Origin of the sequence: Capnocytophaga canis (assembly GCF_043187445.1) — a bacterium.
Taxonomy (GTDB): domain Bacteria; phylum Bacteroidota; class Bacteroidia; order Flavobacteriales; family Flavobacteriaceae; genus Capnocytophaga; species Capnocytophaga canis.
The window spans coordinates 1,610,404-1,622,280 of sequence record NZ_CP171121.1; the positions used below are offsets into that span (position 1 = coordinate 1,610,404).

General features: G+C 36.2%; 9 protein-coding genes. 4 read left to right on the forward strand and 5 right to left on the reverse strand.

The window, feature by feature from the left end; all coding sequences use genetic code 11:
* Nucleotides 1-343: 343 nt before the first annotated feature.
* Both ACF3OB_RS06835 and ACF3OB_RS06840 read left to right on the forward strand, forming a co-directional pair.
* Nucleotides 344-1,735, forward strand: a complete 1,392-nt coding sequence (locus ACF3OB_RS06835) for an exonuclease domain-containing protein (protein ID WP_392447218.1) — start codon at nt 344-346, stop codon at nt 1,733-1,735.
* Entirely contained in the window at nt 1,728-2,252 is a 525-nt protein-coding gene (locus ACF3OB_RS06840) for a hydrolase (protein WP_172918042.1), read from the forward strand. The genes ACF3OB_RS06835 and ACF3OB_RS06840 overlap by 8 nt, the downstream gene beginning before the upstream one ends.
* A 10-nt stretch (nt 2,253-2,262) precedes the next feature.
* On the opposite strand, the gene ACF3OB_RS06845 is transcribed toward ACF3OB_RS06840, so the two are convergent.
* The 4 genes from ACF3OB_RS06845 to ACF3OB_RS06860 all read right to left on the reverse strand — a co-directional run bounded on the left by ACF3OB_RS06845 (nt 2,263) and on the right by ACF3OB_RS06860 (nt 5,634).
* The gene (locus ACF3OB_RS06845; protein ID WP_042005406.1) at nt 2,263-3,294 is read right to left on the reverse strand and encodes an RluA family pseudouridine synthase; all 1,032 of its coding nucleotides are present in this window, start codon (nt 3,292-3,294) and stop codon (nt 2,263-2,265) included.
* Nucleotides 3,294-3,893, reverse strand: a complete 600-nt coding sequence (locus tag ACF3OB_RS06850; RefSeq protein ID WP_392419904.1) for a PASTA domain-containing protein — start codon at nt 3,891-3,893, stop codon at nt 3,294-3,296. The genes ACF3OB_RS06845 and ACF3OB_RS06850 overlap by 1 nt, the downstream gene beginning before the upstream one ends.
* Before the next feature lie 76 nt (nt 3,894-3,969).
* Nucleotides 3,970-4,323, reverse strand: a complete 354-nt coding sequence (locus ACF3OB_RS06855) for a phage holin family protein (protein ID WP_392447220.1) — start codon at nt 4,321-4,323, stop codon at nt 3,970-3,972.
* 60 nt (nt 4,324-4,383) lie between these two features.
* Nucleotides 4,384-5,634 carry a hemolysin family protein gene (locus tag ACF3OB_RS06860; RefSeq protein ID WP_392447223.1) on the reverse strand — a complete coding sequence of 417 codons (1,251 nt, stop codon included), beginning with the start codon at nt 5,632-5,634 and terminating at the stop codon, nt 4,384-4,386.
* Nucleotides 5,635-6,304: 670 nt separating this feature from the next.
* Here ACF3OB_RS06860 and ACF3OB_RS06865 point away from each other — a divergent pair.
* Nucleotides 6,305-7,039: a TlpA family protein disulfide reductase gene (locus tag ACF3OB_RS06865; protein ID WP_095893637.1), complete on the forward strand. Its 735-nt coding sequence runs from the start codon at nt 6,305-6,307 to the stop codon at nt 7,037-7,039.
* Between the two features lie 237 nt (nt 7,040-7,276).
* On the forward strand, nt 7,277-7,753 hold the full coding sequence (locus ACF3OB_RS06870; protein WP_392447225.1) for a hypothetical protein: 477 nt from the start codon (nt 7,277-7,279) through the stop codon (nt 7,751-7,753).
* An 84-nt stretch (nt 7,754-7,837) separates the two neighbouring features.
* On the opposite strand, the gene ACF3OB_RS06875 is transcribed toward ACF3OB_RS06870, so the two are convergent.
* Entirely contained in the window at nt 7,838-11,848 is a 4,011-nt protein-coding gene (locus ACF3OB_RS06875) for a glycoside hydrolase family 2 TIM barrel-domain containing protein (RefSeq protein ID WP_392447226.1), read from the reverse strand.
* Between the last annotated feature and the right edge of the window lie 29 nt (nt 11,849-11,877).

Below are 11,877 nucleotides of genomic sequence, written 5' to 3' on the forward strand. Positions count from 1 at the left end.
CACTACAGCATCTTTCAGAGATATAAAAATTTAGATAACATGTAGCCAGCCAACCCTCTCGAGTTAAACTGAGAAAATAATACCTAAGATAGATGTTTTTTCTATGTGTATCTTCTCAATGAACTGATTTTAAACAAATGAAATCCATAAATAGGAGGCAAATATAACAAATTATTTTTATTTAGAACAAATGTAGATAAAATTAATGTTATTTTCAGGTATTCTTTTTACTCATCTGAAATCGGTTAAGATTAGTTGTATGCCATATTTTTTGGAAAAATTCATATATTTGCACTCAGATATAAACTTAATTTATCTATTCTAACATAAATAAAACATTCTCTTGTACGCAATTCTTGACATTGAGACCACGGGCGGGAAATTTAATGAAGAAGGCATCACTGAAATTGCCATCTATCGTTTTGATGGACACGAAGTTGTTGATCAATTCATAACCCTTATTAATCCTGAACGCGAAATGCAAGATTTTGTAGTGAAGCTCACAGGTATTAACAACAAAATGTTGCGAAAAGCGCCAAAATTTTATGAAGTGGCTAAACGAATTATCGAAATCACGCAGGATTGTGTGATTGTTGCCCATAATGCAAGTTTTGATTATCGCATTTTGCAGACGGAATACCGACGCTTGGGGTACGATTTTTCTCGTACCACACTCTGTACAGTTGAATTAGCACAACGATTAATTCCGGGTAAAGAATCTTATAGTTTAGGTAAGTTAGCACGTTCTTTGGGAATTCCAGTTAGTGAGCGACATAGAGCTTGTGGTGATGCACTTGCCACAGTCAAACTCTTTAAATATCTCTTAGAAAAAGACAGCAAAAAAGAGATTATCACTACGTATTTGAAAAGCAATGCTCCTACAATAAATGTCCGCCATATTCGTATGCTGGATGAGTTACCCGAACGTTTGGGAGTGTACTATATGTACAATGAAGCGGGAGAAATCATCTACATCGGAAAGAATAAGAATATCAAAAAACGAGTGACGCAACATTTTTCCTCACCCTTGAAGCGAGATGTTTTATTGCAAAAACAAACATATAAAATTACATACGAAGAAACAGGAAATGAACTCATTACACGATTGAAGGAGCTACACGAGTTGGAGCATAACAACCCCAAATACAACAAAAATAATAAGTCAAATACAACAAAAATCAACTATGTTTTGACTTCGCACTTTAATCGCAGTGGATATCTTTGTTTTTCAACCGAGATGTTTCAAACACAAAAAACGTCGTTCATAACTACTTTTGAAACAATTCACCAGGCTCAAAATTTTCTGTATCAGATTACAGAAGAATTTGGATTATGCCCCAAACTGCAGCGGCTTTCGGAGGCTAAAAAAAATTGTCATAACTACACTATCAAAAAATGTAATGGAGCGTGTATTGATGAAGAAGCTGTGGAAATTTACAACCAACGTGCCGAGCAGGTAATAAAAAAGTATGGCTTTGTAAATCAAACCATTGCTATCATTGACAAAGGACGTACATTTGATGAGAAGAGTGTGATTTTGGTCGTGAACGGAATCGTCAAAGGTTACGGATTTTTTAATTTGAATTATCAACTATCACAGGTAGAAATCTTGGAGAATTTGATCACGCCTTTGCCTAATTCATTAAAAAACAGACATATCATACAATCGTACGTTCGAAATCATAAAGTAAAAATAATACCAATAAACACACAAAATTCAATATCTTATGAATAAGCAAACCTTACTTGTAATTTTACTACTTATCTCATTGGGAATAAATGTTTTCTTCCTATTCCGTGCGGAAAGAAACGAAATCGAATTTGCTGAGGTTCCCAAAGTGGACTCTGAACAGGTTGCTACAGCCGATGGTGACCGACAATCATTGTTGGACTCAATCCGTTCATTAGTGATTAAAAATAGTGATTTGCAATATTTTGATTTACAATACAATAACACTGCAAAGGATTATTTTATTGAACAAGGAATTGATAATCCTCAGGAGTTAGTGATGAATCAAATTTTGAAAACCAATACTGTGAAAGGAAAACACCCATTGATTCGTTTTGCACCTAAAAATGAGAGTTTCCAAACTAATAAAATCAAAATCTTAAACCACAAATGGGCAATTTGTGATTTTTCTGATGGCAGACTTTGGGGGGAATTGCTTATAAAATATTACATCAACGAAGACAAAACAGTAGAATTGACTGTGATGGATGATTTGCTTTATCCCGAAGAGGGCAGAGATTAGCGTCTGATAATCATTCTCCCACAAACTGACGATATGTTCTCCACTTTTCGATACAATCAACCATATCCTGAGGCAGTTCCGAATCAAAACGTAACATATCGCCTGTCACGGGATGCTCAAAGCCTAAGGTCTTTGCGTGTAATGCCTGACGGGGCAACACTTGGAAGCAATTCTCAACAAATTGTTTGTATTTAGCAAAAGTAGTACCTTTCAAAATTTTATCACCTCCATAGCGTTCGTCATTGAAAAGAGTGTGACCTAAATGCTTGAGGTGTACGCGAATTTGGTGTGTACGTCCAGTTTCTAACCTGCAAGAAATCAGCGTTACATATCCAAAACGTTCCAAAACTTTGTAATGTGTGATAGCCTCTTTACCGTGGTTTCCATCTGGGAAAACAGCCATTTGCAATCGGTCTTTTAGGTGTCGTCCGATGTGTCCTTCTATCGTTCCTTCATCGTCTTTAACGTCACCCCATACCAAAGCAACATACTCACGTTCAGTTGTTTTGTGAAAAAATTGTTGAGCCAGATGTACCATCGCTGTTTCTGTTTTAGCGATGACTAAAAGTCCGCTGGTGTCTTTGTCAATACGATGCACCAGCCCTGGTCTATTGCTGCTGTTATTTGGCAGATTATCAAAATGATATACGAGAGCATTGATGAGTGTTCCACTATAATTTCCATGCCCTGGATGCACGACCATTCCTGCGGGTTTGTTAACGACTAATAGCTGATCGTCTTCAAACAGAATGTCGATTGGGATATTTTCTGGGGTAAGTAGCTCCTCATGTGGAGGGTGTGCAAACATGACTTTAACCTCGTCGTTAGCTTTAACCCGATAATTCGATTTGACAGCGATTCCATTAACGAATATATTTCCTTGTTTTGCAGCCTGTTGTACCTTGTTTCGGGTAGCATTTTCTACAAAATTCATCAAGAACTTATCCACTCGTAAAGGTTCCTGCCCTTTACCTGCCTTGAAACTGTAATGTTCGTAAAGCTCATCGCCTTTTTCAATATCTTCTTCCTCAAATGTAACCATTATTCCAATTCTTCCAAAGGTATAACAATCTCTTCAACCGCTGTAGAGTCAATAGGTTGTCCTGTAAATCCATTGCCACATGTCAAATCTATCTTTGAAGTTTTAATGAGTTGATCCCCAGGCTCTACTTTTTGTCCGTTATGCGAAAGTTCTAACACCATGTCCTTACCGATGTCATCGACATAAGTAACTTTTCCAATTTCTAACCCAACCGATTTTAGTATGGCTTCAGCACTTCGTCTCGTAATTTGAATTACTTTTGGAATGGTTACTTTACGGTAGCCAGATGGATTAATCGTCAGGTAGATTTTACGCCCCTCTTTCACATGCTCCGTAGCTTCAGGATTTTGGCTGATTACCGAATATTTTGGAAATTTAGGATCATAGGTAGCCGAGTCAAGTACCTCGTAACGTAGATCAATTTCTTTAAGCATAAAATCAACTTCGGTCAGCGTTTTCTTAGATAGGTCAGGTACAACCACATACTCTCCATGATTGGTCCACACTTTCAGTATAGATAAAAATGCAAATCCTAAAACGACTAACAAAATACAGGCTAAAACAACGTGTATGGCTAATTTTTTGACGTGCTTTTTCATTTGATTATTTTTTTTATTCTTAAATTTTTAAGGATTCGGAATTTGTTGTTACACTCTCCTAAGTTCTACATTTGGCCTATCTCCTTTGCTCTTGCTTGTCTAACAAATTTTGAGCTACGGATTGTACTAAGGAGAGACATAAACTGAATAATAAAGCTCCAAAAAATCCGTTTACTTTGAAGCCTTCAACCAATTGAGCTGCCAATAGAATAATCACGGCGTTAATCACGAACATAAACAATCCTAAGGTAAGAATGGTTATGGGAATGGAAATAATTGCCAACACAGGTTTTACTAAAACATTCAGAATTGACAAGACAAAAGCTACTAAAATAGCTGAAAAATAATCAGTTATATGCGCTCCTGGCAATACATTTCCCAAAAGAAATATGATAACTGATGTGATTAATAAACTTACGATATATTTCATTTTAGCTATGAATTTACAATTACATATAATAGAAAAGCCCTTTCTCGAGATTTTTATTTACTATCGCTCTTGAATAAAAACTCGTACACGCTCAATTTTGTTTGCTGAGCATTCTTCAATAACAAAATCAAATGGAGCAAGTTCCACAATTTCGCCTTGTGAGGGAATGCCTTCGTTAGAGGAAACTATCAACCCGCCAAGAGTTTCATATTCCTCACTTTCAGGCAGATTAAGTTTATAAGTTTCGTTGATATACTCCACCTCCAGACGTGCAGAGAACACAAATTCATTGTCGGATATTCTTTCCTCCACAAAGTCATCTTTATCGTGTTCATCTTCAATCTCCCCAAAAAGTTCCTCGACTATATCCTCCAGAGTGAGCATCCCTGAAGTACCCCCATATTCATCTAAAACCACGACCATACTTTTCCGTTTTCGTGTGAGCATATTGAGGATTTCGTTAATGAGCATAGTTTCAGGAATGTACGGAATTGGAATCAAAATACTTTTAATATCTTTAGGTTTTTTGAACATATCAAACGTATGTACATATCCCACAATATCATCAATATTTTCGTTGTAAACCAATATCTTAGAAAATCCTGAAGACACGAATGTATCAATGAGAACCTCTGGTTTTTCATTGATTTCAACTGCCACAATTTCCGTTCGAGGAACCATAATTTCACGTGCTTTTACCCCCGAAAACTCCAATGCATTTTGAAAAATCTGTACCTCAGCATCAACTTCTTGTTTCTCTGGAACGTTTTCCATCTGTTCGGAAATATAGTCCACAAGTTCTAATTTTGTGAACGATAACGGGACATAATCACCCTTAGTTTTAAAGAATGTTTTCAGTATAAAATCTGAAATCCAAATAACAAAATTCGATATTGGAGAGAACAACCAATAGAAAAAATAAGCTGGAATAGCCAATATTTTTAATAATTGATTGGCGTAAATTTGAAAAAAAACTTTCGGCATGAACTCTGCCGTGATAAGGATGATCAGCGTAGAGATTACGGTATGCCACAACACATTTTGAAAAAAAGGAGGTAACGTAGCTGTCATCACGCGCCCCATCTCAAAACCGTATAGTACTAATGTAATGTTATTGCCCACCAACATAGTTGTAATCAACTTCGAAGGTTTACGCGTTATTTTGGTCAACACATCGGCCAGTAATCCTCCTTGCTTTTTTTGGATTTCGATATGCACTTTATTAGAGGATACGTATGCAATCTCGAAACCTGAAAAAAAGGCAGATAAAATCAAGCATATGATTATTATAATGATAGAAATTGGTTCCATTGTTTCAAAATGATAGTGTTACCCAAATTAGTTGCAAAACTAAAAAAAACTTTGCTAAAATCTTAGTTTTTAGTAAAGTTTTTAGGCAAAACGCATAATATTTTTATTTCTGTAAGCTGTATAAGGGTTGCATAATCAGCTTTTTAGTTATTAAAATAAACTCTCAAATGAAGCATTTAAAAAAATCATTGTGAGGTGACTTAAAAAATGAACTTTTAGCACTATCAAAAAAAAGTATCTTTCGTAGCACAAGGGGTAAGCGAAAAGAAAATAAACACTACTCAACAGACGAGTTTAATTTTTTTGATATGTAAAATCAACTCTTTCAGGCACTTTGATAATTTGTTATTAAGAAAGTGTACATTTTTTGTAACTTTTTCTTCTTTCATTCGTCTCAAGAGTAGAAATCAATATTATATGAAAACCATATTACCGTTTTTATACCTAATTTTTGATACGACTCTTTACTCTCAAGATGCCCCTTCTTTCAGGAGAAGTAAAAAATCAGTAACGAAAACTCGATGAATTTGTAAATGTTACCTAAAGAAACATGATAAACCAGTGCTATGTACACTTACCAATTCCTGAATTACCTATATTTGACTGCTAATGCTGAAAATACGCATATTTCACATATTTATAAACACTAATAAAATTATCACAAAAAACCATGAAAAAATTAACATTGCTATTAATTCTTCTTTTTGTTTCAGTAGTTTCCTATTCTCAAACTAAATACTATAGTACGGACGGAAAAAATAGGCTGACCGAAACCGAATTAAAAGAAGTTATTTCCATTTTGGAAGATAAGATGACAAAAGCATTTAGCAGAAAAATGAACGCTAGCTTAGTAGTAAAGGAAACACTGATAAAAGAAGATTCAACCATCGTCATGGTCTCATTTGATATGTGTGGTAAAGAACAGAACGAACTTTTTAAATCAGGACCTCTTTCCGAACATAAAAATAAAGAACTTCCTAAATTCAGTTTGAACACCTTGAATGGCGTAAAATTCAATTCGGAGCAACTAAAAGGAAAGCCTACAATGATAAATTTTTGGTTTACCAAATGTGCTCCTTGTATCGACGAAATGCCTGTTTTAAATAAAATCAAGGAGAAATACAAAAATGATTTTAACTTTATAGCAGTTACCTATGAGAAGAAAGAAACCGTCGAAAATTTCCTAAAATCACACTCTTTTGATTTTGAACATTTAATTGATGCTAAAGATTTAATAAACCAATTAGGAATAAAGTCGTTTCCTCTAAATTTATTTTTGGACAAAAATGGTGTTTTACAATATGTAGAAGGAGGAATTCCATATAATTTTATTGACGAAAAAGAAAAGAAAATTGGAGAAGGAGATGAATTTATAAAAATTATCGAAAAACTAAAATCACTTTGATTAACAAAGCTTTACTTAACAAGTTAATTTATATTAATATGTTAGGGTAATTTTAATACTCCCGACAACTTTTTAGTAAGTAAAATATGAAAACACCTCTATCCCTTTCCTTATAGTTGTTTTTGCTCCTCTTCAAATAAAAAATGATATAAACCATTAAATAACAAATACTTAAAAAAGCATCATTAAAAATGAATTTTATATATCCTATTCTTTTTTATTCTATTATTTATAGCTTTGTATTGGATTCAAAATGCTATATATGACAGAACGGCAAGAAAAAAACTAAACAAAATAAAAGACTTGGGCTTAAAACTAAATTATACTCTTTATTCGGTAAAATGCGAAACATTCATAAGTGGTGGAGGGGCAGGAAGAGGTCAGCATAAATATCGTTTCAGACTTGCTGATTTGTATTTTTACGAAAATGCTCTGGTTATAGCTGGATATTTTAAAATCGGAAAATATAAATCTTATAAAACCGTCCTATTTCTATCTAACGACAACAAACTGATACTTAATCGTCATAACATTGAAGTAAAAACACCTAAAAAAGTGAATTTAAATTCCTTTAACAGTGATGTCTATATTGAATTTATCATTTCAAATTTCATAGAAACAATTGTGGAAATTCGTTTAAAACATTTAAGCGAAGAAGAAAAAAAGCAAATCAGGATTACTACTCCTAACACACCTCCTTTTTCTTTTTCTTGACAATAGAGTTCTTTATTCCACTAAATAACACAAAAGAAGCTGTCCGAAAAGGTCAGCTTCTTTTAGTTTAATTCTTAAAAGCTCCTATTCTTCCAACACTGAAAACTCGGCTCCCGAAGCGAAATCCTGATTGTAATGCTGGCTCAATGCCGTAAACCGTACATAACGGGTTTTCAGGGTTTTATCAAAAAGTATGCGTTTTAGCTCTGCACTGGTGTCAAATGTGCCTTTTTGGATTTCTGTCCAATTTTTCCCATCGGAACTTATTGAAAAACTGTATTCTTTTATTTTACTGCTCCAACTATCATAAGGCAAATACGTGAATCCCTTGATGTTACGCAATTCATTCATATCAAAATCTATCCAATGCGGATATTTCGCCACCGTAACGGAGTACATCGTGTGCCAAATGGTACTGGGGTTGCCATCAATCAAGTTTTGTGCATCGCCACTGCCTGATTCTTCGCTACTTGCAGAAATTACCCGCACAGGCACGTTCTCCAAACGGTCAAAAGTCATCGTTATTTGGGAATCGGGTTTACCTTCAAACCAAGCCATTATTTTTCCGCCTTTTCTAAACGGAATAGGCAAGTTATATTTTGATGGTTTCTTTTGATTATCAATTGTATATACGATTTTAGCAAACCTATCTTCCGATGAAATACTTACATTTCCGAAGTAATCGCGTGAAATGGCAAGTGGAATTTCACCCGCAGGTCTTACCATCGTCTCCGCCTCAATGTTCCCATTACGAACGGGACGAATCATAAAGCCCATTACGTGCGAACCTCCTGCAAAAATACGGTCTTTCGGAAGTGGTGCCCCCTGTCCGCAACTATTTCCGCCTAAGCCTGTTACAGCAATGTCTAAATTCAGATATGTGTCCTTAGCCTTAGGCAATTCGTGTGGATGTCCTGCTAAAATCATATCTTTTGCTGTGTATTGCAATGCAGAAGATGACATTGGCTCATTCGGAATGAAAATCGCTCCATTTCCTTGATTGTCAGTAAGTGAAATCCAACGTACTTCTTCGTGATTGCCCATATCTTGTGGTTTCGGGAAATGTACAAATTCGTCTTTCACTTTGCCTGAAAACTGCTCAATAAAAGCTCCCGTTTTTCGGTCGTTGTAATTGTCGTGTTTTCCGCGTCCGTAATAGGTCAGGTTTTCGTATTTCTGCGGAATGGTCATCACATATCCCAATCGCGGAAGTATCAGCCACAAATCGTTAGACGTAATAGCCGATTGCAGTTCTATACTTCCGTCAGGATAAATCGTATATATCTGATTTGTAATAAATTTGAAGTCTTTTTCTCCAAATTTTCTATCGGTTAATTCTTCTATTTTATTTTTTCCTGAACTTGTTCCTCCGTGAATTTTCGCTGCATTCGGAGCTTGTGAAACCACTGTGAAATATACGGAAATTGAGCCATTTTTGTTTTCAACTACTTTGTTGGAAGTGGCATTGTGTTTCAAATTATGTAACCCTTTTTCAAACCACTTCTCATAAAACCAATTATCGTTATTCACGAAAGCCCGTAGTGCATTGATTTTGGGTCCATTGCCGTCAGTGATAATACTTTCATTTCCGTATTCTAGACTAAAAATACTTCCTGTTTTGGTGTCGAATTTTGCCGTAAAACTGCTGTTTTTCAATACTTTCAGATTTCCTTCATCAGAAAGTTCAATTTTCTCGCCCTTGGCAATTTGCAAAATAGAAGGTCTTTGTATTGGTGATTTCAGCAAAAATTGTTCTTCTGCCTGAACGTATCCTTTTTCTGCCCAAGGTTTATCTTCTTTTAATTTGAATTGAATTTTTAAGAAATATTCCGAAGTGGGTTTTAAAAGCGATTGATTATAAGGTACTTTTACAGATTTTCTGCTTCGTGCTGGAATGTTGCCAATGGCTAAATTCCCTTTTTCAATTGATTTTCCGTCTTCAAACAAAAACCACTCTACATCATAATCCGATAAATCCTTGAAATAGTTTTTGTTAAAGATTTCAACTTCATTGCCTATATTTTTCAATCCAACATATTGATACACTTTTTTCACTTCGTAATATTGGGGTTTGGGCGTCATATCCGCAAAAATAATTCCGTTCATAACAAACTGACCATCATTCGGATAGTCGCCAAAATCACCTCCATAAGCAAAATAACGCTTTCCGTCTTTGGTGTAGTTGTACATCGCTTGGTCAATCCAATCCCAAATCGCACCTCCACAAATAAAGTTGCTCGACTCGATGGCTTCCCAATAATCTATCAAATTCCCCACCGCATTTCCCATAGAATGAGCATATTCCGAAATGTGGAACGGATATTTGATATTGTGTGTTCCTTCCGAAGCTCCTTTCATCCAAGCAATGGACGGATATTGGTTTGAACCCATATCCACAATGTCGTTATTTCGCTCATACTGAACGGGGCGCGATGGGTCGAACTTTTTAAGAGCGTTGTAAGCCGTTACGAAGTTTTCGCCCGGTCCTGCCTCATTTCCGAGCGACCAAATCACAATCGAAGGGCTATTTACCGTAGCGTGAGCCATTTCCATTACCCGTGCCACGTGGGCTTTTTCCCATTCTTTGGGGTGCGAAAGCGATTCTTTTCCGTAGTAATATTGATGCGATTCGATGTTGGCTTCATCTTCCAAATAAATACCGTATTTATCGCACAAATAGTACCAATATGGGTCGTCAGGATAGTGTGAATTTCGCACGTGGTTGATGTTGGCTCGTTGCATCAATTTTATTTCGTCTTCCATCTGTTGGCGAGTGATGGCGTGTCCGCGTTCGGGATTGGTTTCGTGCCGATTTACTCCTTTGAATTTGACGGTTTTGCCGTTTACGTAAAAATATCGTCCCGCTTTGCCAAATTCGTCGTCTTCGGCTTTGGTGTCTTTAATTTCCACTTTACGGAAGCCCGTGTAGGTGGAAACAGTTTCTATCACGTTGTTTTTCTTGTCTTTAAGCTGAGCCACCAATACATAACGGTGCGGAAATTCGCTTGACCATTTTTTAGGATTTTCCAACGGAAATTGGGTTTTAATGATTGATGATTTTTGTGAAGAAACATCAAAGGAAGTCGAAAAAATAGGCTTTCCAACTTCTTTATTTTCATCGGAATAGAGTTTCGTTTCGTAAAGTGAATATTCGATTTTGTAGCCTTGTGCTTGTTTTTTATCCAAATTTCGGATTTCTGCGGAAATATTCAGCTCTCCGTTTTGGTAATTGTTGTCCAAATCAGGAATTACCTGCAAATCACGTATTTGCACTTTCGGTGTAGCAGTTAATGCCACCGAACGGAAAATTCCCGCCAAGCGGAACATATCCTGAGCTTCCAAAAACGAGCCGTCCGAGTTTCGGTACACTTCCACCGCCACCGTATTTTTTCCTTTTTGCAGATATTTGGTGATGTTGAACGCCGCCAAGTTTCGGGAATTTTTTGAAAAACCGACATATTTTCCGTTTATCCACAGATAGAAAAAGGAATCCACGCCATCGAAATTGATAAACACTTCGCGATTTTTCCAATCCTGCGGAATGGTAAATTCGCGTCGGTATGAGCCTACTTCGTTTCTGTAAATATAAGTTGTCCAAGAAGTTGGCGGAGTTCGCATTACGCCTTTTCGCCAATCGTCCACTTTGCGTTCGTGGTAGAAAATCACAGGCTGATTGACGTAAATCGGTACGCCATATTTTAGGGTTCCATCTTTTTGAATGCCGTAGATATTCCAATTGGAAGGCACAGGAATTTCCTCCCACGCAGTTACGTCATAGCTCGGCTTGAAGAAATCTTTCGGACGCTCATCAGGTGTTTTTACCCAATGAAATTTCCAATTTCCGTTGAGCGATTGCCAATATTTGGAATTTTCGGGCAATACTTTTCGTGCCGACTGCTTATCAACAAACGAGAAAAAATAGGCTTTGGGCTGTTCTTTGTTAAGTGAAAGTTCCTCCACCGATTCCCATTCCTTGCCTGTGGGAGCTTGTTGGTCGCCATAAGCATAGCCAAGGAGAGGCTGCTGTTGAGCGAAAATAAAATTGGAAAACACCAATCCTACAATCAAACTTACTTTGTTAATGTGTTGTATCATAATTTTAGTTGAAAAAACAATTCGCACAA

Excerpts from the sequence above, each read along its gene's own strand:
- ACF3OB_RS06855 (WP_392447220.1), bottom strand. The coding sequence starts at position 4,323 with ATGAAATATATCGTAAGTTTATTAATCACATCAGTTATCATATTTCTT.
- ACF3OB_RS06875 (WP_392447226.1), bottom strand. The coding sequence starts at position 11,848 with ATGATACAACACATTAACAAAGTAAGTTTGATTGTAGGATTGGTGTTT.
- ACF3OB_RS06840 (WP_172918042.1), top strand. The coding sequence starts at position 1,728 with ATGAATAAGCAAACCTTACTTGTAATTTTACTACTTATCTCATTGGGA.
- ACF3OB_RS06860 (WP_392447223.1), bottom strand. The coding sequence starts at position 5,634 with ATGGAACCAATTTCTATCATTATAATAATCATATGCTTGATTTTATCT.
- ACF3OB_RS06845 (WP_042005406.1), bottom strand. The coding sequence starts at position 3,294 with ATGGTTACATTTGAGGAAGAAGATATTGAAAAAGGCGATGAGCTTTAC.
- ACF3OB_RS06865 (WP_095893637.1), top strand. The coding sequence starts at position 6,305 with ATGAAAAAATTAACATTGCTATTAATTCTTCTTTTTGTTTCAGTAGTT.
- ACF3OB_RS06850 (WP_392419904.1), bottom strand. The coding sequence starts at position 3,893 with ATGAAAAAGCACGTCAAAAAATTAGCCATACACGTTGTTTTAGCCTGT.